Origin of the sequence: Vibrio ostreicida, assembly GCF_013074385.2 — a bacterium.
GTDB lineage: Bacteria > Pseudomonadota > Gammaproteobacteria > Enterobacterales > Vibrionaceae > Vibrio > Vibrio ostreicida.
This window is the reverse complement of the sequence record NZ_JABEYA020000002.1, coordinates 670,672-696,734: the sequence shown is the minus strand read 5'-3', so window position 1 is coordinate 696,734 and position 26,063 is coordinate 670,672. Positions and strand designations below refer to the sequence as shown.

The window sequence follows — 26,063 nt, the reverse complement described above, 5'->3', positions numbered from 1 at the left end:
ATGAGCGAGAGCTTAATCCTAGAACCAAGACGGCAAAGATCCTTCCCTAGAGTCGTAAAGAAAAAGCCAAGTAGATACCCTAGAAAGAACAATGCCGCTCATCTTAAGTGAACGGCATTAGTGCTTATGCACCCCTTTCAACCATTATTTTATCCGCTCTGCGGCCTGCTTTGCCGACGCGCTTTGAGGATACTCTTCGATCACCTGCTGATAATACTTTTTCGCTTGAGTCAGGTTATTGTTGCGTTTGGCAACATCACCTAGCTTCACCAAAGCATCCGCACGTTTGTTCGATTTTTTGTATGAGACGACCGCAGCAAAACTCTTGACTGCCTCTTTATCCTGCTTCTTAGCAAAGTAAAGTTGTCCTAACCAGTAATGTGCATTAGGCGTAAAGGTCGAATCGGGGAAATCTTTCTGAAACTGCTGAAAGGCGGAAATGGCCCCTGAGTAGTCACGTTTTTTCAAGATGAGGTCGACGGCATTTTGATACGCCATTTGTTCATCCTGATTACTGCTGAATTTTCCCACTGAAGGCTGTGCTGACGCGTCTTTGACCTCAGCCGGCACCGCGCTTGCTTGACCTCGAAGTTTATCGAGCTCAACAAACAGATCTCGTTGACGCTGCAACATTTGCTGCATATCGTAGTTATTCTTTTCAAGCTGACCACGAAGATCGCTAATTTCCAACGCCATATCATCCAATTGTTGCTGCATTTGCAGTTGAACGCGGTTGCGATTGTTCAGCAAGCGTTCCAGACGTTCGACATCTGTCTCATTGGAAGACACGTTGGAGTAATTCGGCGGTGAATTGTCGCCGCTTATATCAGATACTGGAGCTGGTACAGCGAACACAGGGTTCGCTGTACTTGCCAGTAACGAAAGCGTGACGATACGCTTAAGGTTACTGAACATAGGGTCTTTCCTTAATTAGTATACTAAAACCGCACGACGGTTCTTCGCGTATACTTCTTTCGATTGACCCAGAAGAAGAGGCTTTTCTTCGCCATAGCTCACGATAGAGATTTGGCTAGCTTGAACACCCAAAGCTTGTAGGTACTTCGCTACCGCTTGAGCACGACGCTCACCCAGTGCGATGTTGTACTCAGGCGTACCGCGCTCATCTGCGTGGCCTTCTACTGTCACTTTCATTGCTGGGCTCTTGCTTAGGTAAGCGGCGTGCGCAGCCAGCATTTTTTCGTAGTCACCAGCGATGGTTGCGTTGTCAAACGCGAAGTAAATGGTTTGAGACTCACGAAGTGCCTGCTCTTTAAGCTCTTGCTCAGAAAGCGTGCCATTTTCCCCCATAGGAGAGACCACTGTTGTGTTCGCAGAGTTTGCTTTGTTCGTTTCAGAACCTGAAGCATTGGCTGCGTCGTCGCTAGAACTACATGCTGTTACAGCGAGAACAGGTAGCGCAATCAACAACCCTTTAAGAACTTTGTTTAGTTGCATTGTTATATTTTCCTTACTTTTTGATACTTACTTGCTACAAAAACGGTGACCATGCAGGCGCACGAACTCGACCATTTGTTGCCGGCAATCGAGCTTTAAAGCGTCCATCTATTGAAACCATCGATAGTACGTTAGTTTTGTTGTAGATAGAGCTGTAAACAACCATCCCACCATTAGGTGCGATACTGGGTGATTCATCAAGCAAAGTCTTGGTGAGAACTTCAACAGCGCCCGTTTCAAGATCTTGCTTGGCCAGATTGAATCCAGTGTTACTGCGATTCACCATCACTAAGAATCGACCATCAGGTGTAATCTGACCACCTAAGTTCTGGCTGCCCTGCCATGTCAGGCGATGAGTCGAACCAACTGACAAATCTACTTGATAAATCTGGGGTTTACCACCCCGATCAGAGGTAAAGATCAGTGATTTCCCATCAGGATGCCAGAATGGTTCCGTATTATTTGATCTACCGCGTGTTATTTGCGTTAATTTGCGCGATTTTAAATCTAGGGTATAAACTTGAAGGCTGCCTGTTTTCGAAAGCACTATGGCTAATTGACTGCCGTCAGGTGAGAATCTTGGCGCACCATTGTGACGCGGATATGACGTTAGTTTTTCTGTCTCTCCACTGTAGATATCCAACATGTAGATCTCAGATTGACCACTTTGGAAACTGACGTACGCAAGTTTTCGGCCATCAGGTGACCACGCGGGTGACATCAAAGGCTGCTTTGAACGAAGCACTAAGCGTTCGTTATATCCATCATAATCGGCAACACGAAGCTGATAGGGGTAGCTGTCTTCATCTTTCACGACAACATAGGCAATACGAGTCAAAAATGCGCCGCGCTCACCCGTCAGCTCTTGGTAAACCAGATCTGAAATGCGATGGGCATAATCACGCATACGCTCACCCGGAACAACCGCACGTTTACTGAAAAGGACATGCTCTTTAGACAGCACTAATTCACCATCTGGCCCAAGAGATTTACTTTGTCCCTGAGTCAGTTGGCCACCCACCACATCCACCAATTGATAGTTAATGATGTAGCTGCCTTCCGCGCTAAGCTTAATCGTTCCCGTTAACAAGGCATCGACACCTAAGCCTGTCCATGCATCAAAATTGATGTCAGTTTCATTGTAAGGCGTCTGGGGCATTTTATTGGTCGCAACCGGGCTGAATTTACCACTGCGCTGCAAATCTGAGGCAATAATATTTGACACATCATGTGGCAATTGAGTCGGCCCTTCCCATTTGAAAGGGACAATGGCAATAGGGCGCGCAGAATCAATACCGTCAGTAATGACAAGTTCCAATGCTGCATGGGTGACCTGGAACATACTCGCTATCGTGAGCATACATCCTAAAACTAGTCGCTTTAACACAAGCTTTTCCTTATTTGCTAGGCTCTACCGTTAAATTAATACTTTTGACTTTGTTGACAACATCCTGCTCTTTAGGCATGGGAAAAAACCCGACATTAGCGACAGCGCGACTGGCCGCAGCGCAAAGACGGTTATCCCCACCCAGTACCTTCAGTTCGCCAAGAATGGCGTCCGTTCCTGTTGGGATAAGACGCAGGTTAACCTGACAAGACTTTCCCCGAAAGCTGTCCTCCAACAATAAATTTTGTTGGATAAGTTGGATGTATATTTGTCCAAACCGCTGGGCTTCGTCATTAATAAATTTTCCTCGTGCAGAACTGTTTTGTTCAGACTCGCTCTCTAAACCGGAAAAAATATTATCCAATGCGGCTTCCTGCTCTTTCCGTTCTTTTTCCAAACGTTTGAGGCGCTCTTGCTCTTTACGCGCTTTTTCAGCGGCGTCCTTCGCTGCTTTTTCTTTTGCTATTCGCTGCTGTTCGGCTTTTTTAGCCGCTTCACGTTCACGGTTGGCTTTCTCTTGCGCTTCCTGCGCCGCTTTTTCTCGCGCAACGCGTTGTTGTTCTGCTTTTTCAACCGCCGCTTGCTTAGCTTTACGTTCTTTCTCTAATTCGGCCGCTCGCTGTTTTTCTACGCGGGCGCGCTCTTCTTCCATTTGACGTTCTTTTTGTTTCTGCTGTCTGGCTTTTTCTGCTTCACGTGCGGCTTTCGCCTCACGTACTTGCTGCGCTTTAAGCTGCCGAATACGCTCTTCTTCAGCTTTACGGTTTTTCTCTAATTGCTCGCTTTCCCGACGCAACTTATCCAGACGGTCTTGTTCTTTCTTGGCCGCAGCAGCTCTCTGGCTGCGAATTTGCTGAGCTTGCTCTCGCACTAACGTAGGATCGATCACGACTGCCTGAACCATCTGGCCGCTCGGCTCAGGTTTAGACATGGTAAAATCGGTTCCCCAGATCAAGGCCATTACCAGCAGCAAATGCAATGCTACAGACAGCGCCATCGGCTTGATGGAGTCACTCTTTTTCTTCGGTTTATTCTCTTCCATAACCTGAGAGCGCTTATTCCTTGATCTCTGTCAACAAGCCGACTTTAGGGATCCCAGCTCGACTTAACTCATCCAACACCAATACCACTTCCGCATAAGGCGTTGCCGCATCCCCCCCCACCGCCACGGGTGAATTAGGTTTAAGCGACAGCTCGGCTTTTACTCGTACAATCGTATCTTGCAAACTGAGTCCTCGAACGACTTCTTCATCATTGACACTTAAGCCAAGATTACCCTGTCGATCAATTTCAACAATAATAAAGCTGGCGTCACTGTCACCCGCCAGATCGGTTGCCGATTGCGCCGTCGACGTTTTTGGTAACTCAACATCGACACCCTGCGTGACAAATGGAGAGGTCACCATAAAGATAATCAACAGAACTAACATAACGTCGATATAAGGTACCACGTTGATCTCTGCGGTCATCTTGCGTTTTTTTGGTTGATACCCCGCCATGGTCATTCAGTCCCTTTTGACAGAGTCACGCCCTGCCATCGCCTGACGATGCAGGATGCTATGAAATTCTTCAGAAAACGTAGCGTAGTTGTGTTCGAGTTTACCCACTTTATTGCTCAAGCGGTTATAGGCCATCACCGCTGGTATCGCAGCAAAAAGGCCCATTGCGGTGGCGATCAACGCCTCTGCAATGCCGGGTGCAACCATCGCCAGTGTTGCTTGCTTCACTTCACCCAACGCGATAAAGGCATGCATGATCCCCCATACTGTGCCAAACAGGCCAATATACGGGCTGATCGACCCGACCGTTGCCAAAAACGGTAAGTGTGTTTCCAGTTCATCGACCTCTCGAGAGACTGCAACGCGCATAGCTCGTCCCGTACCTTCCATTATAAAATCGGGTGATTCTGAGTTGGATTTACGCAAACGAGCAAATTCTGTAAAACCGCAATAAAAAATCTCTTCGGTGCCTGTCAGGGTCGCTTTGCGTTTATTCGCGTTTTGATACAATACGGAAAGGTCTGTACCAGACCAGAATTTATCTTCAAAGGTATCCGCACCTTTCGCGGCCCGCGACAGCACTTTACTTCGTTTGATGATCATCGCCCATGAAATAATCGACATTCCGAGCAACGTTAACATCACCATTTTTACTAACAAACTGGCTTGCAAAAACAGGTCAAGCATTGAAATATCAGCGGTCACTTTGGCTAAACTCCATAATAATTGGTTGAGGGATCGCTTTAGGCCTCATGGTTTGGTTGTCTATGCATGCTACCTTAACCATTGCTTTAGACAATGTCTTGCCGGCAGGATTTACGATCTCCTGACAGAAAACCAGTGTTGCCTTCTTTACCTGTGCAACACTGGTTTTGACCAGTAAACTATCGTCAAGGCGTGCCCCCTGAAGGAAATCGATGTCTAAGTGTCTGACGACAAACGCGATACCTTGCTCCAAGAGAACCTGCTGCCGAATGCCCAAGCTTCTCAAATATTCTGTTCTCGCTCTTTCGAAGAATTTGACGTAATTGGCATGGTAAACCACGCCCCCAACATCCGTATCTTCATAATAGACGGTCACTGGCCATTCGAATATTTTATCCGTTTGCTCCACAACACACCCTTCCATAACGTTGAGGTGCCTTACTATAACGCAACTCATCACCCTATATGCAAGGGTTAATCAAGGTTTTGCCAAACTTAGGTAAAAAAATAGCGCCAACTTTTCAAAAGTGGCGCTATTTGTATGAAATAACGGTTAAGTTTCAGTCAATTCTGATCACAAAATACGTAATAGTGTCAGGTAGCTAAGAATCGTTAAGCAAAAGTAAGGGCTGAATAACACCTGCCACAGCCCGTGTGCAGGTTTGAAATTTAGACCAAAGACCATGCTTGAGCATATTGCCCAGATCAACATTGGTGACACCAAAGCATTGAAACCACCAATAGACTCGGCATACCGCGCTGGGTCCCACATGATCATGGCGACATGATAGAACCCTAAAACCAATGACAACGCTCTCAGCAAGCGCTTGTCCATCGGCTTATGCAAGCGAACAAGACACTCAGTGACGTTACTCACTGTCTTTGTCCATCATTTCGGAATGTTCTAGCCACAGCGCATTGATGATTCCAAACGCGCACGCCAGAAGTACTCCTAAAATCCATGCGAAATACCACATATTGATGACTCCTTAATAAAGTGAGTTTTTGTTGTCTTCAATAAATTTATTGTCGAGACGGCCAAACATCTTGTAATACGTCCAAGAGGTATATCCGAGAATGACAGGCACCATAACAAACGCAACCGCCGTCATCAGGTTAAGTGTCAATTCAGATGACGTTGCGTCCCACAATGTCAAGCTCTGGCTTGGCAGTGCACTGGATGGAAGGATAAACGGGAACATCGCCAAACCAGCCGTAAATACGATACCTGCGCTACCGACACTGGAGGCCAAAAACGCCCATCCACCTTTCTCAAAACGCGAGGCCAACGCCGCCAACAACGGCATGACAACACCCAATACAGGCGCTGCCCACATGAGCGGGTAGGTTTTAAAGTTATTCATCCATGCGCCTGGGCTCATTTGCACCACTTTATTGAGTGGGTTGGAGGGCGCGTTGGTATCCATGATGCCTTGGATAGTGTAGCCATCGATACTTTGGATCAAAACCCCGCCCGCGACAAACGTCGCCATAGTTAGGAGGCCCATGATTTGAGCGACATTACGCGCCCGAGCATGGACTTGATCCGTGGTCTTCATCTGCAACCATGTTGCTCCTTGCAACAAGAACATAAACAAGCTCACCAAACCACATAACAAAGCAAAGGTGTTGAGTAGTTGGAAAAATGTCCCATGATAGGTGGACATCAAAAACTCGTTGAGCTTAAAGGGGATCCCTTGCAGCAGGTTACCAAACGCGACACCAAAGATAATCGGTGGAATAAAACCACTGATCGAGATACAAATATCCCAAGTCTGACGCCATCTCGGATCTTCAATCTTTGAACGGTAATCAAGGCCAATCGGACGCAACCATAAAGCGGCAAGCGTAATGACCATCGCAAAATAAAATCCGGAGAATGAGGTCGCATACACCAAAGGCCATGCGGCAAACAGTGCGCCACCAGCAGTGATTAACCATACCTGATTACCATCCCAGTGCGGGGCAATGGAGTTAATCATGACTCGTCGTTCGTGGTCATTTTTTCCGATGATGGGCACCAAGGCACCCACCCCCATATCAAAACCATCGGTTACTGCGAAGCCCACCAATAGAATACCAATCAACACCCACCAGATCAGTCTTAGGGTTTCATATTCAAACATATGTGTCTCCTTTAGGCCTCTACTTGACGGTTAACGGTATCTTCAACCGTATTGCCATTTTGTTCAAAGTGATAACGACCCGTTTTTAGGCTACTTGGCCCTTTGCGAGCAAATTTCAACATCAGGTAAACTTCAGCGATCAGGAACACAGTGTACAGCGCTAGAATGGCAAACAGTGATGTCCAAATCTGACTCGCAGTGAGCGCCGACGCCGCAACATCGACGGGCAGAATTTCTCCCACCGCCCAAGGCTGTCGACCAAATTCTGACACGAACCAACCGGCTTCAACGGCAATCCAAGGAAGGGGTATACAAAGCAGTGCCGCTTTCAAAATCCAACGTTTCTGCTCTATTTTCTGTCGACATGTCTGAATAAACGACGCACCAAACACAAACAACATGATGAAGCCACAAGCCACCATAATTCTAAATGACCAGAATAATGGCCAGACCGTCGGGATCGAATCATCCGCCGCCGCCTGAATTTGAGTCTCGGTCGCATCGACGACATTGTCGGTATAACGCTTCAAGAGCAGACCGTAGCCTAAATCACCTTTCACTTCATCGAAAGCCGCCACATTCTGTTCAGACTTATCACCGGCACGCAATTTTTCAAGTAACTCGTATGCGTACATCCCATTGCGAATACGTTCAACGTGCTCATCACGAAGATCGCGTAACCCTGTCACTTGTTCATCAAGCGAGCGCGTCGCAATAATGCCCATCACATACGGGATTTTAATGGCGTAATCGGTGTTCATCGTGTCTTGGTTCGGTAAACCAAACAGTGTAAATGCGGCGGGTGCAGGTTCGGTATGCCATTCGGCTTCTACTGCAGCCAGTTTGACTTTCTGGACTTCACCCAGCTCATATCCAGACTCATCACCAAGAACAATCACCGAGAGAATCGCCGCCATACCAAACGATGCAGCAATCGCAAATGAACGACGTGCAAAGGCAATATCACGACCTTTTAGTAAGTAATATGCGCTGATACCTAGAACAAACATCGCCCCAGTCGTATAGCCTGAAGCAACCGTATGGACAAACTTGACCTGTGCCACGGGGTTAAGGACGACTTCCGCAAAGCTAACCATTTCCATACGCATGGTTTCGAAATTGAATTCCGCGCCCACTGGATTTTGCATCCAACCATTGGCAATCAAAATCCACAAAGCAGAGAAGTTTGAGCCGAGTGCAACCAACCAAGTGACCGCCAAATGCTGACGCTTAGACAGTCGGTCCCAGCCGAAGAAGAATAAACCGACAAAGGTTGATTCCAAGAAGAAAGCGACCAGCGCTTCAATGGCCAATGGAGCGCCGAAAATGTCACCTACGTAATGAGAATAGTAGGACCAGTTGGTCCCGAACTGGAACTCCATTGTCAGGCCAGTTGCCACACCCAGCGCGAAGTTAATACCGAAAAGCTTACCCCAGAACTTTGTCATGTCCTTGTAGATTTGCTTGTCCGTCATTACGTACAGAGATTCCATGATGGCAAGAAGAAAGGCCATACCCAGAGTCAGTGGTACGAAGAGGAAGTGATACATCGCAGTGAGCGCAAACTGCAACCGCGATAGATCGACGACATCAATCATGTTTACTCCTATGTGTCGGCTTAAGACACGTTTTACATTCATGCATTATTCGCAGGTGTTATACCGACTTAGATAATGTTGCTAAACAACCTCTTATTGTTGCAAAAATGTACCGTAACGGTTAGTTAATTGTTAAGCATCAGCTAATACAGCTGGAGCTAATATTACTGATAAAACCCGTTGTTTACAAAAGGTTTCTATTTTTGATTCGCTTTGATCTCGATCAATTTTCACTCGGCATTTTTGAACAAAAATGCATCACACTGATCCATATCAATCAGTTACATGAGGTTTTGTTAATCAAGGGTTATTTGAGATCAAGCGCAAAGTATTTATGCAAAACAAGTGCTTAACAACTCATGAGGTTTAGTTACGAAAATACGAATCATAAAATGACAATTATGTGATAGTGATCACCCATTAAAAAGCCAGCTCGAAGACGCTGGCTTTGAATCAGTGATCAATCGTGAGTCAACACTTATTTATCAATGCCGAAGTGCAGATAAGCGCGATCGGTGGCAATCCGACCACGAGGGGTTCTTTGCAAATAACCTTGCTGGATTAGGTACGGCTCGAGTACATCTTCGATGGTGTCTTTCTCTTCACCGATGGCGGCAGCCATATTGTCTAAACCAACCGGTCCGCCCGCAAATTTTTCCATGATCGCAAGCAACAGTTTACGGTCCATGTAGTCAAAGCCCTGAGCATCGACATCTAACATATTCAGTGCACTGTCTGCTGTCTTCAGGCAGATGTGACCATTACCTTTCACCTCTGCATAATCTCGAACACGGCGCAAGAGTCGGTTGGCTATTCTCGGTGTACCGCGCGCGCGGCGGGCCACTTCCAATGCGCCTTCTGCATCCATGGACAAGCCTAGACAATCGGCGCTGCGCTGAACGATATGTTGCAGATCCGGTATTTTGTAGTATTCGAGACGCTGGGTAATACCAAAACGATCGCGCAAAGGTGAGGTAAGCGAACCCGCTCGAGTCGTCGCCCCGATGAGGGTAAAGGGAGGAAGGTCAATTTTTATCGAGCGTGCAGCGGGGCCTTCACCAATCATAATATCAAGCTGGTAATCTTCCATTGCCGGATACAAAACTTCTTCCACCATGGGGCTGAGTCGATGAATTTCATCAATAAAGAGAACATCATTTTCTTCTAAGTTGGTCAACAAAGCCGCAAGATCGCCCGCTTTTTCCAAAACAGGACCCGATGTCGTTCGGATACTCACCCCCATTTCATTGGCGACGATGTTCGCTAGTGTGGTTTTCCCCAATCCTGGTGGACCAAAGATCAGCAGATGATCCAACGCTTCCTGCCGCAAATTGGCGGCTTGAATAAAAATTTCCATTTGGTCGCGGACATGATCCTGACCTCGATAATCTGCCAGTTTCTTAGGACGGATGGCCCTATCAATAACCTCTTCTTCTTTATATACCGTGTTGTCTGGTGCGATGAGACGATCAGCTTCTATCATTGCTTGTTCCTAATACTCACTTAGACCATCGACTTCAGGGCTTCTCGGATGAGCTGTTCACTGCTCATATCCGCGCTTTTAACCTGAGCAACCACTTTCGATGCTTGGACAGGTTTATAACCTAAGGCCAGTAGTGCACTGATGGCTTCTTCTTCAGCGTTGGACTCCGGCACAGACGAGACAGGATCGCTTGGCGCCGCATCTGTATGAGGGGTAAACAAATCGCCAGCTCCCCAACCTTTGAGTCGGTCTTTCATTTCAACCACTAAACGTTCAGCTGTTTTCTTACCCACACCCGGCAGTTTAACTAAGGTTGAAATATCTTCTCTTTCAACGCAGGCGACAAACTGGCTAGCGTTCATCCCAGATAAGATACCCAATCCAAGCTTGGGCCCAACACCATTAGCTTTTATCACTTCACGAAATAGAGCCCGTTCTTTTACTGAGTTAAAGCCGTACAGCAACTGAGCATCTTCACGGACCACAAAATGAGTATAGACAACCGCTTCGTCTCCCACATTGGGTAACTCGTAAAAGCAACTCATCGGCATCTGAACTTCATAGCCAATACCATTAACTTCAATCAACAATTCAGGAGGTTGTTTTTCAATAAGAATGCCACGCAAACGTCCAATCACGCTTAATACTCTTGGGAAATGAATTTATGACAGGATAATAAAGAACTGGATAGACATCCAGTTCTTTGTCAGTTTTTAAGGCTAGGCCAAAAAATGATACCCGCTTACTGCGCCGTGATTTCCTCAATGATCAACGATAACGACCACGGCGCGCGCTGGTCGCTTTACCTGCCAATGCGACCAGTGTTTTATTGGTATTGGCATGGCATATCGCGACCCCTAACGCATCCGCAGCGTCAGCTTGAGGCTTAGCTGGAAGTTTGAGCATCGATTGCACCATGTGTTGCACCTGTTCTTTGTCCGCTCCGCCCGTTCCTACCACAGCTTGCTTGATCAATCGCGCCGCGTATTCGTAAACCGGTAGATCAGCGTTAACCGCCGCAACAATCGCGCTGCCACGAGCTTGGCCCAGTTTGAGTGCAGAGTCCGCATTACGAGACATAAAAACCTGCTCAATCGCGAACACATCCGGTTGAAACTGAATGATGATTTCTGAAACGCTAGCGTAAATCTGTTTGAGGCGACCGGGGAGCGCTTTTTCAGAAGTACGAATACAGCCACTACCAAGATATTGCAGCTGACGGCCAGTCTGACGAATCACACCATAGCCAGTGATGCGAGAACCTGGGTCAATACCCAAGATAATTGACATAGTTTTCCTAAAGGTACTGTGGTCTTTTGACCGATATTGAATAGACAGCGCGTATCTTAACTTACCTCCTTTTAATAGGCGAGGCTTCGAGCTGTCACAATCGCTCTACTCGATAATCCTTCCGCTAAACTCACTTGTATATAAGCCGTTCTATGGTGATTGAGCTTTTCCCCAGTCCAGTAGTCACGCCAGTACACCGGCGTGTCAGATGTGAGTGTCACTTCGTGTGCTGGCTGATCAAAGTTAAATAAACAGTGAAGTTCATTTTGTCCGTTCATCGTAAGGTAAGCATAGTGAAGATTCAAAGACCTGAATTGAGCCGAGTGTTGCGTGTGCTTGTGGCGAATAAATAATCTCGATAAGGATTTGTAAGCAAAAGGTGTCAGATCTGGCAATGGATCCCCAGAAAACAGTAAACCACCACTCGCCAGCAGCACATCGCGGTGGAACTGATAAGAACGCCTCGCCGTTGACTGATCGGGCAGAGACACCAAAGTGAGACAGTCTGGATCAATTTGCCACAAACGTCGATGCTGCCAACATCGATAAAACGTTTGCTGAGCATTGCGTTCAAATCGTTTTTCATCGCGCTCGACATCATCACAAATACGCATCGCATCCACCAGACCTAACGAGGGCCACATCGGGGCGTTACAACCTAGCAAAATAGCATCCCCTGCCCCTTCAATAATCGCCTCCATACCAAGACGGTAAGCTTCAACACCCGTGATGCCTTTTTGCTGCCTAACCCCCTTCAAGGCTCCCCAATAGTTAGCATCCAATTTAAAAAGTCCAACCCCCCATTGTTCACGCATGGTTCTGACAAGCGAGGTTAAATGTTCTTGCACGTCGGGGTTGGACGTATCCAAAATATACCAAGGGGTATTTCGCCACCCACCATACGTAATATCTTCCGCTTTTAATCTCTGGCCATCCTCATGGGCTAAAAACCAGTCAGGATTATCCTTAAATAGGGTTGATTCTGCTTGAGCAATAAAAGGCGCAAGCCAAATAGCAGGTTTTTTACCTTGATTGATGATTTGTTTGGCCAATACTTCCACCCCCGTCGGAAACGACGTCGACGGTGTCAACCAATCCCCCATAAAGGCTTGATAACCATCGTCTATCAAAACGTACTCTAAGGTCTTAAGCGTTTGATGCATAACACTGATATTATCCAACACATGCTCTTGAGTCATGTGTTCGTAATACGAATACCAAGAACACCAACCCACGGGTGCGCTCCGCCTGACACCCGCACGCACAGGATGGTGAGCGGCAATCAATGTGGCGTACTCGGTGTAAAGTGCATCGAGATCATGACCCTGCAATACCGCAACGTACTCAAGTTGGTTGGAAGCCCAATCTAGCGGATAGGTGTTTTCACCATCGATGCAGATCTTTAACCACAGGTGATGTTCGATATCAGCAATCTCAAAATAGCCCGCAAAACGATAGCAAGAGGTGAATCCAAACAAGGTAAATCCCTGAGCATGTTCCACGACCAAATAGTTGTAGTAACGCTTGGGATCGGTGCGGGAATAAAGCCGATAAAGTGGACCGTTGTCCGCACATCGCCCGATATCAATGGGGTGCTCGACCGTTCCACCAGTCTGAGCCAGCATTTGAAAACCATCCCCTAATAATCGTGCGGTTGGCTCAAAAGTAAACTCTGTCAGCGCCAGAACATAACGGTTACTGAGACGATCGTTGCTCAGCCCCTGATAAACAAAACCCACTTCATTGTGATTGAGATCCGCTTTGAGATTAATATCCCTGACACGTAAGCTACACCCATTTTCCAGCGTGACTGAAAAAGACATATTGCAACTCCTGAGCTGGATTGGTATTTGCACTCCCCTAAGTGTAAGTTAGAACACTGGTTTTTTATTGTCCAATCACTCACTTAGGGTTTGTCGGGCTGGATCACGATTTACCGCACACTCCAGCGAGAACAAATAACCCGAGATTCGAAACCTCAACTAGAATTTAAGATAACCTTGTCTCTTTGGTGACACATTTGCGATTGTGTTTTTTAGGCGTTAAAGCGGTGATCCTTTGGATTGGTTTGTTAGCAATAACAAGTCACGTGTTTGCCAACACTCTCAAAGCCACCCAAGCGGAATGGCCCCCCTACCTGATGCAATCGTCTGAAGGTCAGGGTATCGCTTACGATGTGGTCACCGCAGCATTTAAACACATCGGCTATGAGCTTGATTTTACCTACACGCCTTGGAGCCGCGCGCTCAAAGCAACCAGGTTTGGCCAAAATGATGTTTTGATTGCCATTTGGAAAAACCCAGAACGAGAAGAATGGTTCACCTTTACGGAACCTTACTTAACCAACAATATTGTGACGGTTGCTGATTCAGACCTTGAATTTGTCTATAGAGACCTCACCAGCTTAAACCAACGGCGAGTCGCTCTGGTTGACAATTATGCCTATGGTGATGCCATTCTTCAGAATTTCACTTACACCCATGTTCCCTCTGTCGACCTGAACACCAGCATTCGCCTCGTCATATCAAAACGAGCCGACATGTTCATTGCCGATGATTTTGTCGCACGCTGGCACCTAAAACGATTGGGTATTGCGCGGACTAAGTTTGACTTTAGCGCGACCCCTATTTCCAAAACGCCTCTTCATGTTGCCATTAGTAAACACCATCCAGACGCCGATGAGATTGTTCACAAACTCAACCAGTATTTTCAAAAAATGGAGGAAGAGAAAATAGGAACACTGCTACGTAAGTACCAGCTAAAAAATTAGCCCATTGGATCTCGCGGTTTTTCAAACCACAGTTCTCACGCAAAGTACTGATATTATTAGAAACATCACTATTTCTTTAACCATAAAACACGATCAATCCGTGCCACCTTCCCGATGAAAGAGGGGACAAAAAGATCTTATCCACAAAATCTGTGGATAACCATGTCAGGGTATTTAGGATAACTTCTGAGCCTGACACCTCCAGCCTATTAAAATCGAGGCATACTCACTTCTCTGTGTCATACAATCGTCAAATGGCGCGAGTATTGTCAGTTTGTCAGGTGTTTTTAAGGATAGAGAGATGCAAAGTCGAACATTTGAAGACTCAATCATTACATCAAGTCTCGAAGAGGAAGATGATCTTCGCAACTGGTTGGTCTCGACACCCAATGAAATGCCATCGGGCGATACGCCAACCGAATCAATGGGCATATCGGTGCAATGATCGGATTGATCACGCTCATAGAATCGCGTGATGGCCGCACTCAGTGCCTAATTTTTTGCATAAACTCAGCGATAGGTAACATTTTCACTGCACTTTAATTGCTCCGAAACAACACTAATATTATGGTGTCAATGAGACTGTTTTGGAGGAGTTAATAATGAAATACACGTCTGATAAATTAGCAGAATTAAACTTACTGATGCAATTCGATCTTGGCAGCTCAGCAACTGGAATCAAAGTGCATCAAGATGCCTCTCAAGATCTGCAATCTGCAATTAAACGTCTACACAATAAAGGGCTTTGTACCTTACCAGACGGTGGCTATCTGACCGACGAGGGGATAGAAGTCGCAGAGCATGCCAATCGAGTTCTCCGTGTGCTATCAAGCTAAAGTCATCCTTTTTTCAACGACAAGACAACCCTTCGTCAGTGAACAGGCTTAGTTGACTGGCGATTGACTGTTTTGTATTTTTTTAAGACCTTGGTTAAAAATGTTACGCCAAGTCAGGCCCGACTCACTGTTGTTAAAGGCCATGTAAAGTTCTTTGTCTTCGAGTAACCTTGGGTTCATCTGCAAACGTTTTTTCAGTAACCCAGCCCTAATATCCACACTGATCAGGTAGTCCAATACGTTGGAATCGATCACCGCAACATCCAAACGACCTTTAGCGACTTTGTATATGTTTCTTGCATCGTCTGCCGACGCTTCAACCTGTAACTCCCCCTTTTTAACCATCTCATCGAACTCTGTCGTATTAATGTACCCTTGCACCACCCCAATACTCAACAATGTCAGATCATCCAGAGTCTGCCACTTGACTGGAAAACGCGTATTCTCAACCAAGCCAAGTGGCCCATTGCCAATAGACTCGGAAAATAAAAAATCCTTGGTTTCAAAGTAGTACTCTGGAAAATAGCCGATATACTTATCCTCTTTCGTCGCCAAAGCGACCGCCCTGACCCACGGCTGGAATTCGACCACCAACTCATACCCCATCGCCGCAAACGCTGCTTTTGCGACCGCGACAGAGAACCCCTGCTCAGGCAGTTCCGAGCCGGAATAAGGTGGCCATTCTAAAGAGGTCATAAATACCTGAGGTTTGGCCATCGACAGCGACGAAAATAATAAAATACTGCACAACAGAAGTGATTTCATTGAACCTACCTAGACTATGATTCGAGCACTACCTCTTATAAATAATAGACCCTATCAATGCAAAAATCGGCTTCGTATCGCATCGTGGAATGATTGACAACGAATACTCGCTTGACGGTTGATTAATGCCAATTGTTTGAGGATAGTATATCTATCCTCTCCATACGTTAGGCAATACAGTTTGAAAACAATCACTATTGTAGGTGGTGGCTGGCTAGGGAAACCTCTCGCTCATTATCTTGTCTCGATTGGCCATCAGGTTTTTGTCAGTCGCACCAGTCAGCAAGGTGCACAAGCTTTAAACGATGCTCAGCTCAACGGTCTCCAAATTGACTTACGTGAGTCTGTTGAAAAGATAACCCAGAGTCTTAGGTGCACAGCAACAGAGATCGTCATTGGCTGTTTTCCCCCCGGTTTCCGTCAGGGAAACGGAGAAGAGTATCCGCTGCACTGGAAAAAATTAAGTCTGGCCTGTCAAGCCGCGGGGGTTGATAAGTTGGTCATGGTCAGCTCAACCACTGTGTACCCTAGCATCGCGCAAGCCATGCAAGAAGGGGATGCCTCTTTGATAGCAGCACAACACAATAGCCAGTTTTCTGCCAACGCAACCATCATGCTGGAAGCAGAACAACACATTATCAATAGTGGTTTAAACTATGGCGTGGTTCGATGCAGTGGACTTGTTGGACCTGAACGCCATCCAGCGCGCTTTGTTAGCAAACTCAAACAAGTCAGCCAGAGTGCTCCTGCCAACATGCTACACTTGACCGATGCTATCGGTGCGACTAGCTTCATCGCCCTAAGTACCCATAACGTCATCGTCAATGCCACCACGCCCAATACCGTCAGCAAGGCTGAGTTCTACCAAGCAGCACTGGAGAGTGTTTCCTCTGAGGAGAGCTTACCACCCATTGTCGACAGCGCTGACAAGCGTATCGTCTCTGACTTTCTAATGAGCTTAGGCTATCGTTTTCACTACCAGCACACATTAGAGCTTTTTTGAACCGGCAATAAAAAACCAGAGTCAATACTCTGGTTCTTAATGACAGTAAGAGGTGACCTCACCTCTTACCTGATAAGCCGCTGAACTAGTGAACGGCGATTTCTTTCTCACTCAAGTACTTAAACTTAAGCTCATCTTTCTTCAGTTCAACCTTAACGGTCCCACCATCCACTAAAGAACCGAACAACAGCTCATTCGCCAACGGTTTTTTGAGTTGGTCCTGAATCACTCGTCCCATTGGGCGAGCACCCATGGATTTATCGTAGCCTTTGATAGCCAGCCAATGGCGGGCTTTATCAGACACTTCAAGCGAAACGCCCCTTGCATCCAATTGGGCCTGAAGTTCAACAATGAACTTATCAACTACCTGATGGATAACTTGCTCATCGAGACTGTTGAACCAGATAATGTTATCGAGACGGTTGCGGAATTCTGGCGTAAATATCTTCTTGATTTCAGCCATCGCATCCGGGCTGTGATCTTGTTGGATCAAGCCAATCGATTTTTTGATTGTTTCCTGAACACCAGCATTGGTGGTCATGACCAATATAACATTACGGAAATCCGCTTTTCGGCCATTATTGTCCGTTAGCGTACCGTTATCCATGACTTGAAGAAGTAAGTTAAAGATATCGGGATGCGCTTTCTCAATCTCATCAAGTAGTACCACAGAATGCGGATGTTTAATCACTGCGTCCGTCAGCAGACCACCTTGATCGTAACCCACATAACCCGGAGGTGCGCCAATCAAACGACTCACTGAATGCCGTTCACCATACTCCGACATATCAAATCGCAGTAACTCGATACCAAGCAATTTTGAAAGTTGCACGGTCACTTCTGTTTTACCAACCCCTGTCGGGCCTGCAAACAAGAACGAACCCACAGGTTTATTGTCAGCTCCCAAGCCTGCTCGGGTCAACTTGATCGCCTCACTGAGGACGTCTATCGCGCCATCTTGCCCAAATACCAGCATTTTCATCTTCTCATCAAGGTTAAGAAGGACTTCCTTATCTGATGAGGAGACTGATTTCTCTGGGATACGAGCCATTTTAGCGACCATCGCCTCAATGTCGGCAACGCTAACCGTCTTTTTACGTCGGCTAGCTGGTGCAAGGCGGCTTCGCGCACCTGCTTCGTCAATGACATCAATGGCTTTATCTGGCAAATGACGCTCATTGATGTACTTAGCCGATAATTCGACCGCAGCGCGAAGCGCTTTGTTGGTGTAGCGCACTTCGTGGTGGGCTTCGTATTTGGGTTTTAACCCAATCAAAATTTTCGTCGTATCATCTAGCGACGGTTCAACAATATCAATTTTCTGGAAACGGCGGGACAAGGCGCGCTCCTTTTCAAAAATATTGCTGTATTCCTGATAAGTTGTTGAGCCAATACAACGTAACTTACCACTGCTTAATAACGGCTTAATTAAGTTGGCGGCATCCACTTGGCCTCCAGAAGCCGCCCCTGCACCAATAATTGTATGAATTTCATCAATGAAGAGAATGGCATCTTCTTCTTTTTCTAACTGCTTTAGAATGGCTTTAAAACGTTTCTCAAAATCCCCACGATACTTAGTGCCCGCGAGTAACGCACCAATATCAAGAGAATAGATAACGCTGTTTTTGATGATCTCCGGGACCTGCCCTTCAACAATTCTCCACGCGAGCCCTTCCGCAATCGCCGTTTTACCTACCCCAGCTTCTCCGACCAGCAAAGGGTTATTCTTACGTCGGCGGCACAAAACCTGAACCGTGCGTTCTAATTCCTTGTCTCGTCCGATCAATGGATCAATTTGCCCCTGACGGGCAATCTGGTTTAGGTTGGTCGCAAAGCTTTCCAAACGATCTTCAGCATTTCCTTCCTCAGTACTTTCACCGCTGCTGAACGAATCAGAGGAGGCGTTTCCATCACTCGCACTGGATGCCTTGGTGATTCCATGTGAGATGAAGTTCACAATATCGAGGCGGCTGATGTCATTTTTCTTTAAAAGATAGGCCGCGTGTGATTCTTGCTCACTAAAAATCGCAACAAGCACATTTGCGCCCGTCACTTCACTGCGTCCGGAAGACTGGACGTGGAATACAGCACGTTGCAACACACGCTGAAAGCTCAAGGTTGGCTGAGTCTCGCGCGTTTCGTCGTTATCGGGGATAAGAGGTGTAGTTTGATCGATAAATATATCGAGTTCTGTCTTCAAAGCGTCTATATCAGCCTTGCAGGCAAGGAGTGCTTCCCTCGCGGCATCGTTTCCTAACAATGCTAACAGGAGGTGCTCGACGGTCATAAACTCATGTCGTTTGTCTCTGGCGCGTGAAAATGCACCGTTCAGACTCGATTCTAATTCTTTGTTAAGCATAAGTACCTCCCTTAAAAGCAACTTAAGGTTGCTTGATTCAGCTTTACGCTTGCTCCATCGTACAGAGCAAAGGATGCTCATTTTCTTGAGAATACATTGTAACTTGCGCAACTTTTGTTTCTGCTACTTCTGCAGTGTAAGTACCACAGACGGCTTTTCCTTCGTAATGCACTTGAAGCATCACTTGAGTTGCTCTATCAATATCCATAGAGAAAAAACGCTCTAGGATTTCAATCACAAATTCCATTGGTGTGTAATCATCGTTACATAAAACAACGTTATACATCGACGGAGGTTTTACTTTTGTCTTTTCCAGCTCCAGTAAATCAGTGCCCGGAGTTACCCATTCAAGTTGCTTGCTCATGATCAATCGTATTTAGAAAATTGCCTAAGATGATTCTACCATTTCATCTTACAGAAGTTATCGATTTTGGTCTTATAACTAAAAACAAATTGGGCCAAGAAAATTACATCCATACTTAGAGACTAATGCAGCAATGGTATCGCTGCAAATAAAAGATTGGCCACAGAGCGCCCTCACTATCTAATTGATTAAAAAGACACCAAAAACATTCACAAAGCTTATAAAATGGACCCATCCCCATTGAAATTAGTTGCAACAATGTAAACCTTAAATTTGATTTGTTAGCAATTATGATGTGTGTGAGGTGTTTTCCCTATTGACTGTGTTCAATCATTGGCTACATTGGTCAAATAGTGACTGAAAGTTTGGCATCAGCTGAATGGATATTCACTTTTTGTTTACAAACGGATTGACCGTGTAATCACACAACTTCAGTAACAAAATGCATAAAGGATGTATAGCATGGCTACAGGTACAGTAAAATGGTTTAACAACGCCAAAGGATTTGGTTTTATCTGTCCAGAAGGCGAAGACGGAGATATATTCGCACATTATTCGACCATCAAGATGGATGGCTATCGTACCCTAAAGGCCGGTCAACAGGTCAGTTTTGAGGTGGAGGAAGGCCCGAAAGGCTATCACGCCAGCCTAGTGGTCCCTGTTGAAGCTCAGCCCTTGAAGTAGGCAATAGACCACCACCGATAAGACGTTACTATGATTGGGAAATCACCATCAAGTAAACGACGCACTTCAGTTAGCGCCCATGATCGCTAAATCGGCTTCAAGCCTTTGTGCTTGAAGTCGCAGTGCGTTGGGTTGTGGAAAGCCATCCACCTTAGAGAGGATCAAAGGATAAGCGGCAATGAAAACCCGATTCAACTGAGGTATTCAACAAACCAGCCATGCCTTAAACTTACTTCCTCTTTCTGTAGCGGTGACGCACTGCTATCGCCTGATGGCCACAAGGCACAAACTGCTGCGCTGCACTTCGTTGCGCGCACAACACCTTACGCCTACGATCCATGCTCATCCATAACACCATGGGACATCGATAGAGTGCATTGATTCAGCACCTGTTTGGATCATTTGTGTTCACAAGGCACTCACTCACCTGAGCGCATCAATCGCTATAACATCAACAGCATGGCCCGTTACTACGTAAAAAACCCGCCATTGGCGGGTTTTACTATAGGGTCAAGGGCCGGATTAGCCATTGATAATGGTGTTGAGTGCCGCACTTGGACGCATCAGAGGAGACACTTTGTCACGCTCAGGCGCATAATATCCGCCAAGCACGCCAGCAACGCCCTGCGCTTCATTGAGTTGAGCAAGGATATCCGTTTCATTGTCTAGCAATGCTTTCGCCATTGGCGCAAACTCAGTCGCTAACTCAGCGTCTTGGGTTTGCGCACTGAGCGCTTTTGCCCAATACATAGCAAGATAGTAGTGGCTTCCACGATTATCCAATTCACCCACTTTGCGTGAAGGCGATTTATTTTTGTCAAGGAATTCACCTGTCGCTTGATCCAAAGCATCCGCTAACACCTGTGCTTTTTTGTTGCCAGTGACGGTGCTGAGGTGCTCCAAAGAAGCTGCCAAGGCGAGAAATTCGCCCAGTGAATCCCAGCGTAAGTGATTCTCCTTTTCAACTTGTTGGACGTGTTTTGGCGCGGAACCGCCCGCCCCCGTTTCGAAAAGACCACCACCATTCATCAGAGGTACAACCGAAAGCATCTTCGCCGAAGTCCCGAGTTCAAGAATCGGGAATAAATCGGTGAGGTAGTCACGTAAAACGTTCCCTGTGACCGAAATGGTGTCCTTACCTTGGATGATTCGCTCTAAGGAATACTGACACGCTTCAAGCGGCGCTAGAATCTTTATTTCAAGGCCTGCCGTATCATAATTTGGTAGATACGCGTTCACTTTTTCGATCAGTTGAGCATCATGAGCACGGTGTTTATCCAACCAGAACACCGCAGGAACTCCCGTCGCGCGGGCGCGAGTAACGGCAAGTTTTACCCAATCCTGAATCGGTGCATCTTTAACCTGACACATACGGAAGATATCACCTTCCTCTACCGATTGTTGCAATAAGACCTCACCTGACGCGTTAACGACGCGAACCATACCCGCCGCATTCAGAATGAAGGTTTTGTCATGAGAACCATATTCTTCGGCTTTCTGCGCCATGAGCCCAACATTTGGCACACTGCCCATTGTCGTTGGATCAAATGCACCATTCTTTTTACAAAAATCAATGACTGCCTGATAAATGCTGGCGTAACTGCGGTCTGGGATCATCGCTTTGGTATCTTGCTGCTTACCGTCAGGGCTCCACATTTGGCCAGAAGAACGCAGCATCGCAGGCATAGAAGCATCAACAATGATGTCACTAGGGACATGAAGGTTGGTAATGCCACGGTCAGAGTCCACCATTGCAAGAGGTGGTTGAGTCTCGTAGACCGCCTCGATGGCACTTTCGATCTCGGCTTTCTGCTCGGCAGGCAAAGCGTCAATTTTTGCGTATACATCACCCAGACCATTGTTAACATCAACGCCTAACGAGTCGAAAACATCACCATATTTAGCAAAGACGTCTTTGTAGTACACTTTGACCGCATGACCAAAAATCACTGGGTCCGACACTTTCATCATGGTCGCTTTCATATGCAATGACAAAAGCACACCCTGTTTTTTCGCATCAGCGATTTCTTTCTCGAAGAACTCAATCAGTGCTTTTTTACTCATTACCGAGCAATCGATGATTTCTTTGTCTTGCAGTGGAAATGACTCTTTAAGTGCAATTACCGAACCCTCTGCCGATACAAACTCTATCTTGACGTCGGTTTGGCCCGCAACAGTGTGGGATATTTCACTACCAAAAAAATCACCACCAGACATGCTCGATACATGCGACTGAGATGCAGATGACCAAGCCCCCATCGAATGCGGGTTTTTCTTTGCATAATTTTTAACAGAAAGAGGCGCTCGACGATCGGAGTTTCCTTCACGTAATACAGGGTTGACCGCGCTCCCCTTAATTTTATCGTAAGTCGCTTTGATCTTTGTCTCTTCTTGAGTGCTCGGCTCTTCTGGATAGTTTGGTAAGCTGTAGCCCTTGCCTTGAAGTTCTTTGATCGCTTCTTTTAGCTGGGGCACAGAAGCTGAAATGTTCGGTAGTTTAATGATATTCGCGTCTGGCGTCTTAGCCAGTTCACCAAGCTCTGCCAATGCATCACCAATACGTTGTTCTTCAGTGAGATGCTCTGGGAAGTTTGCAATAATACGCCCAGCGAGAGAGATATCACGAGTGTCCACATCGATACCGGAAGAAGCCGTAAATGACTGGATGATAGGCAGCAACGAGTACGTCGCTAGCGCAGGTGCTTCATCAGTAATGGTATAAATGATCGTTGGTTTTTCTGTAGGCATGAAATTTCCCTATTGTTCATACAAAGCCAAGTGGGTAAAGGCTTCGTGTTGTGTGTTCGCTAACAAGTTCAATGATTGTTCCCATACTTGTTGGCGATTTTATTGTCTCTTCAATTTTTTTGCTTACATTAAGGTCTGAAACGTAAGATCCGTGAGAAATGCGCTTATTATAGTTAAACAAAATCAGCTGAATAATCTATCATCTTGTGCAACAATCTTGTTTTCGCGCGCGCAGATAATAGCGTAAAACTGATAAATTCGAAACTTTGGCCCACACTTCGTTTACATTTTTGCAAGGTAGTTAACATGTCACCACGACCACTTCGTGTACCCTCCGCCCCTTCTTTACAGAAAAAAAAGCCGAGTTTTAAACGCCCTACCTCTGCTCATAAATCGAGTTCATCGTCTTCAAGTAAGCGAACTAAGCCACGCAGCAGTAAACCAAAGATAGCACCTGAAGCGCGTAAAGTAATTGTGTTTAACAAGCCATTCGATACTTTAAGTCAGTTCACCGATGGTCAAGGCCGTAACACATTAGCGGATTACATTCCCATCAAAGACATCTATGCGGCAGGAAGGCTAGACCGAGACAGCGAAGGGCTGATGGTCTTAACAAACGACGGTGTCTTGCAAGCCAAATTAACGCAACCTAAGTCCAAATCTCCAAAAACCTATTGGGTTCAGGTTGACGGTGCGCCCACAGAAGCAAACCTTGACCTGCTTAGGCAAGGCGTTGAGCTAAAGGATGGAATGACGTTACCCGCGAAGGTGGAGACAATACCAGAGCCACTGGTATGGGAGAGGCACCCTCCGGTGCGATTTAGAGCCAACATACCGACAACTTGGCTGGCGATAACCATCGTTGAGGGACGCAACCGTCAGGTTCGCAGGATGACCGCTCATATAGGTTTTCCGACCCTAAGATTGATCCGCTATTCAATGGGAAGCCTCGATCTGGCGGGATTGCAGCCTGGTGAGTGGAAAGAGATTGATTACCCTTGAACACCCTTAAATTGTTAAGTGAACATCAACAAAAAAGCGCCACTTTATATGGCGCTTTTTCTTCAGTAAAATCACTTACATCTTATCATTCACTGTCTTTTTCTTGAGCAGCGGTTACTGCAATCGCCAACTCTTCAAGTGCTGCCGGATTCGCCAGACTAGGGGCATCGGTTAACAAACATGAGGCTGCGGTCGTTTTAGGAAACGCGATAACATCTCGAATGTTCTCTGTACCACACAACAACATAACCAGCCGATCTAGACCAAAAGCCAGCCCTGCATGTGGAGGTGTACCAAATTTTAGAGCATCGAGTAGGAAACCAAATTTGAGTTGTTGTTCATCGGCTTCAATACCTAGGAGATCGAAGACCGCTTCCTGCATCTCTGCATTGTGAATACGTACTGAACCGCCACCCACTTCGTAGCCGTTGATCACCATATCGTAGGCATTAGAGAGTGCGCTGGCTGGGTTGTCTTTTAACCCTTGCGCCGTCAAATCCAAAGGTGACGTAAACGGGTGGTGCATCGCATGCAGATGACCTTCATCATCTTCTTCGAACATCGGGAAGTCGACAACCCACAATGGCGCCCAAGCACTGTCGTTCGTCAAATCAAGGTCTTTGCCCAACTTCAGACGCAGCGCACCCATCGCTTCGGCGACCGTATTGGCTTTGTCTGCGCCAAATAGAATGATATCACCACTCTGCGCTTCAGTACGATCCAAAATAGCGTTGATCACGTCTTCGGTAAGGAATTTAGCCACAGGAGATTGGATACCGTCAAGACCGGCAGCGCGATCATTGACCTTCATCCACGCCAAGCCTTTCGCACCGTAAATGCCAACGAATTCACCATAGCCATCAATCTGCTTACGTGTCAGTGATGCACCGCCAGGTACTCGAATCACCGCAACCCGACCTTTTTCATCATTCGCAGGACCAGAGAACACTTTGAATTCGACATCTTTAACGAGATCCGCAACATCAACCAACTCTAATGGGTTACGGAGATCCGGTTTATCTGAACCAAAACGACGAATCGCTTCACTAAATGGCATGATCGGAAAGTCACCCAACTCAACGTTAAGCAGTTCTTGCCACATATCACGAACCATTTTCTCAGTGGTCGCACGAACTTGCTCTGCGCTCATAAACGAGGTTTCGATATCGATTTGAGTAAATTCGGGCTGGCGGTCGGCACGCAAGTCTTCGTCACGAAAACATTTAACGATCTGGTAGTATCGGTCAAAGCCCGACATCATTAACAGTTGCTTAAATAGCTGCGGAGACTGAGGAAGTGCGTAGAAGCTCCCTTTGTGCACACGGCTTGGTACCAAATAATCACGTGCACCTTCAGGCGTGGCCTTGGTCAATACTGGGGTTTCAATATCCAAAAAGCCATTGTCATCAAGAAAACGACGAACAAAACTTGACGCTTTTGCTCGCAGCTTAATGCGATCGCTCATCTCAGGACGGCGCAGATCAAGGTAGCGGTATTTCAGACGCTGCTCTTCCGAGTTGTTTTGGTTGAAATCCAGTGGCAACACATCAGCACGATTAATGATTTCAAGCTCTTTGGCAATGATCTCCACTTCACCCGTCGCCATGTCTTTATTGACTTGGCTATCAGGACGAACACGAACTTCACCCGTGAGTTTGATACAGAATTCATTGCGTAACGTGCTTGCCACGTCATACGCATCCGCCATATCTGGGTCTACTACTACCTGAACGATACCTTCGCGATCACGCATATCGATGAAAACAACACCGCCTAAATCACGACGGCGATTAACCCAGCCGCATAGTTCTACAGTTTGCCCTGTAAGGGACTTGTTCAGGTGACCACAGTAATGGGTACGCATAATGAATTTCCCAACCTCTTAAAAATTTATATAACGCTTAGTTCCAATGATCTAATCGTCGATTTATTAAAGCCCCTTTTATACGCTGAAAGTGACTCAAAATCGACTATTCAGGAGACAATTTA

General features: G+C 46.4%; 27 protein-coding genes. 6 read left to right on the top strand and 21 right to left on the bottom strand.

What is annotated here, in order from left to right:
- Positions 1-144: 144 nt before the first annotated feature.
- From ybgF to HLM86_RS06935, 15 genes are all read right to left on the bottom strand, one after another.
- Positions 145-915 (bottom strand): tol-pal system protein YbgF, encoded by a 771-nt coding sequence (gene ybgF, locus HLM86_RS07005; RefSeq protein WP_076587120.1) that lies wholly within the window; start codon positions 913-915, stop codon positions 145-147.
- A gap of 15 nt (positions 916-930) precedes the next feature.
- Complete coding sequence (gene pal / locus HLM86_RS07000; RefSeq protein WP_076587122.1) at positions 931-1,455, bottom strand: peptidoglycan-associated lipoprotein Pal; 525 nt, start codon at positions 1,453-1,455, stop codon at positions 931-933.
- 34 nt (positions 1,456-1,489) lie between these two features.
- The gene (gene tolB, locus HLM86_RS06995; RefSeq protein ID WP_170882464.1) at positions 1,490-2,842 is read right to left on the bottom strand and encodes a Tol-Pal system beta propeller repeat protein TolB; all 1,353 of its coding nucleotides are present in this window, start codon (positions 2,840-2,842) and stop codon (positions 1,490-1,492) included.
- A 10-nt stretch (positions 2,843-2,852) separates the two neighbouring features.
- The gene (gene tolA / locus HLM86_RS06990) at positions 2,853-3,884 is read right to left on the bottom strand and encodes a cell envelope integrity protein TolA (protein ID WP_170882463.1); all 1,032 of its coding nucleotides are present in this window, start codon (positions 3,882-3,884) and stop codon (positions 2,853-2,855) included.
- A 13-nt stretch (positions 3,885-3,897) separates the two neighbouring features.
- Positions 3,898-4,341 (bottom strand): ExbD/TolR family protein, encoded by a 444-nt coding sequence (locus HLM86_RS06985; RefSeq protein ID WP_076587574.1) that lies wholly within the window; start codon positions 4,339-4,341, stop codon positions 3,898-3,900.
- Positions 4,342-4,347: 6 nt separating this feature from the next.
- Positions 4,348-5,046, bottom strand: a complete 699-nt coding sequence (tolQ, locus tag HLM86_RS06980) for a protein TolQ (protein WP_076587129.1) — start codon at positions 5,044-5,046, stop codon at positions 4,348-4,350.
- A complete protein-coding gene (gene ybgC / locus HLM86_RS06975) occupies positions 5,036-5,470 on the bottom strand; it encodes a tol-pal system-associated acyl-CoA thioesterase (protein ID WP_076587131.1) in 435 nt (144 codons plus the stop codon). The genes tolQ and ybgC overlap by 11 nt, the downstream gene beginning before the upstream one ends.
- A gap of 150 nt (positions 5,471-5,620) precedes the next feature.
- Entirely contained in the window at positions 5,621-5,923 is a 303-nt protein-coding gene (gene ybgE, locus HLM86_RS06970) for a cyd operon protein YbgE (RefSeq protein ID WP_076587133.1), read from the bottom strand.
- A complete protein-coding gene (gene cydX, locus HLM86_RS06965) occupies positions 5,916-6,023 on the bottom strand; it encodes a cytochrome bd-I oxidase subunit CydX (protein WP_000270284.1) in 108 nt (35 codons plus the stop codon). Before cydX ends, ybgE begins: the two co-directional genes overlap by 8 nt.
- A 12-nt stretch (positions 6,024-6,035) precedes the next feature.
- Positions 6,036-7,172 (bottom strand): cytochrome d ubiquinol oxidase subunit II, encoded by a 1,137-nt coding sequence (gene cydB / locus HLM86_RS06960; RefSeq protein WP_076587135.1) that lies wholly within the window; start codon positions 7,170-7,172, stop codon positions 6,036-6,038.
- An 11-nt stretch (positions 7,173-7,183) separates the two neighbouring features.
- Positions 7,184-8,770: a cytochrome ubiquinol oxidase subunit I gene (gene cydA, locus HLM86_RS06955; RefSeq protein WP_076587137.1), complete on the bottom strand. Its 1,587-nt coding sequence runs from the start codon at positions 8,768-8,770 to the stop codon at positions 7,184-7,186.
- A 478-nt stretch (positions 8,771-9,248) separates the two neighbouring features.
- On the bottom strand, positions 9,249-10,253 hold the full coding sequence (gene ruvB / locus HLM86_RS06950) for a Holliday junction branch migration DNA helicase RuvB (RefSeq protein WP_076587139.1): 1,005 nt from the start codon (positions 10,251-10,253) through the stop codon (positions 9,249-9,251).
- Positions 10,254-10,273: 20 nt separating this feature from the next.
- Positions 10,274-10,891, bottom strand: a complete 618-nt coding sequence (ruvA, locus tag HLM86_RS06945; protein WP_076587141.1) for a Holliday junction branch migration protein RuvA — start codon at positions 10,889-10,891, stop codon at positions 10,274-10,276.
- A gap of 130 nt (positions 10,892-11,021) precedes the next feature.
- Complete coding sequence (ruvC, locus tag HLM86_RS06940) at positions 11,022-11,543, bottom strand: crossover junction endodeoxyribonuclease RuvC (protein ID WP_076587143.1); 522 nt, start codon at positions 11,541-11,543, stop codon at positions 11,022-11,024.
- Positions 11,544-11,614: 71 nt separating this feature from the next.
- Complete coding sequence (locus HLM86_RS06935) at positions 11,615-13,366, bottom strand: glycoside hydrolase family 36 protein (protein ID WP_170882462.1); 1,752 nt, start codon at positions 13,364-13,366, stop codon at positions 11,615-11,617.
- Positions 13,367-13,611: 245 nt separating this feature from the next.
- Here HLM86_RS06935 and HLM86_RS06930 point away from each other — a divergent pair, with 245 nt between their 5' ends.
- From HLM86_RS06930 to HLM86_RS06920, 3 genes are all read left to right on the top strand, one after another.
- Positions 13,612-14,313, top strand: a complete 702-nt coding sequence (locus HLM86_RS06930) for a substrate-binding periplasmic protein (RefSeq protein WP_170882461.1) — start codon at positions 13,612-13,614, stop codon at positions 14,311-14,313.
- A 301-nt stretch (positions 14,314-14,614) separates the two neighbouring features.
- Positions 14,615-14,758, top strand: a complete 144-nt coding sequence (locus tag HLM86_RS06925) for a hypothetical protein (RefSeq protein ID WP_170882460.1) — start codon at positions 14,615-14,617, stop codon at positions 14,756-14,758.
- A 157-nt stretch (positions 14,759-14,915) separates the two neighbouring features.
- Positions 14,916-15,149, top strand: coding sequence for a TIGR02647 family protein (locus tag HLM86_RS06920; RefSeq protein ID WP_076587149.1), 234 nt, complete (start codon positions 14,916-14,918; stop codon positions 15,147-15,149).
- Between the two features lie 48 nt (positions 15,150-15,197).
- Here the strand turns inward: HLM86_RS06920 and HLM86_RS06915 are convergent, their stop codons facing one another.
- Complete coding sequence (locus HLM86_RS06915) at positions 15,198-15,914, bottom strand: substrate-binding periplasmic protein (RefSeq protein ID WP_170882459.1); 717 nt, start codon at positions 15,912-15,914, stop codon at positions 15,198-15,200.
- A gap of 181 nt (positions 15,915-16,095) precedes the next feature.
- Here HLM86_RS06915 and HLM86_RS06910 point away from each other — a divergent pair, with 181 nt between their 5' ends.
- Positions 16,096-16,917 carry an NAD(P)H-binding protein gene (locus tag HLM86_RS06910; RefSeq protein WP_170882458.1) on the top strand — a complete coding sequence of 274 codons (822 nt, stop codon included), beginning with the start codon at positions 16,096-16,098 and terminating at the stop codon, positions 16,915-16,917.
- An 85-nt stretch (positions 16,918-17,002) separates the two neighbouring features.
- Here the strand turns inward: HLM86_RS06910 and clpA are convergent, their stop codons facing one another.
- Positions 17,003-19,276: an ATP-dependent Clp protease ATP-binding subunit ClpA gene (clpA, locus tag HLM86_RS06905; RefSeq protein WP_076587155.1), complete on the bottom strand. Its 2,274-nt coding sequence runs from the start codon at positions 19,274-19,276 to the stop codon at positions 17,003-17,005.
- Between the two features lie 43 nt (positions 19,277-19,319).
- On the bottom strand, positions 19,320-19,640 hold the full coding sequence (gene clpS / locus HLM86_RS06900) for an ATP-dependent Clp protease adapter ClpS (protein WP_076587157.1): 321 nt from the start codon (positions 19,638-19,640) through the stop codon (positions 19,320-19,322).
- A 462-nt stretch (positions 19,641-20,102) separates the two neighbouring features.
- Between clpS and cspD the strand changes: the two genes are divergently transcribed.
- Positions 20,103-20,324 (top strand): cold shock domain-containing protein CspD, encoded by a 222-nt coding sequence (cspD, locus tag HLM86_RS06895; protein ID WP_076587159.1) that lies wholly within the window; start codon positions 20,103-20,105, stop codon positions 20,322-20,324.
- Between the two features lie 66 nt (positions 20,325-20,390).
- On the opposite strand, the gene HLM86_RS20295 is transcribed toward cspD, so the two are convergent.
- Both HLM86_RS20295 and HLM86_RS06890 read right to left on the bottom strand, forming a co-directional pair.
- A complete protein-coding gene (locus tag HLM86_RS20295) occupies positions 20,391-20,519 on the bottom strand; it encodes a hypothetical protein (RefSeq protein ID WP_281249484.1) in 129 nt (42 codons plus the stop codon).
- 327 nt (positions 20,520-20,846) lie between these two features.
- Positions 20,847-23,072, bottom strand: coding sequence for an NADP-dependent isocitrate dehydrogenase (locus tag HLM86_RS06890; RefSeq protein ID WP_170882457.1), 2,226 nt, complete (start codon positions 23,070-23,072; stop codon positions 20,847-20,849).
- 306 nt (positions 23,073-23,378) lie between these two features.
- On the opposite strand from HLM86_RS06890, the gene HLM86_RS06885 reads away from it, so the two are divergent.
- The gene (locus HLM86_RS06885; protein ID WP_076587163.1) at positions 23,379-24,074 is read left to right on the top strand and encodes a pseudouridine synthase; all 696 of its coding nucleotides are present in this window, start codon (positions 23,379-23,381) and stop codon (positions 24,072-24,074) included.
- A gap of 85 nt (positions 24,075-24,159) precedes the next feature.
- On the opposite strand, the gene aspS is transcribed toward HLM86_RS06885, so the two are convergent.
- Positions 24,160-25,938 (bottom strand): aspartate--tRNA ligase, encoded by a 1,779-nt coding sequence (gene aspS / locus HLM86_RS06880; RefSeq protein ID WP_076587165.1) that lies wholly within the window; start codon positions 25,936-25,938, stop codon positions 24,160-24,162.
- Between the last annotated feature and the right edge of the window lie 125 nt (positions 25,939-26,063).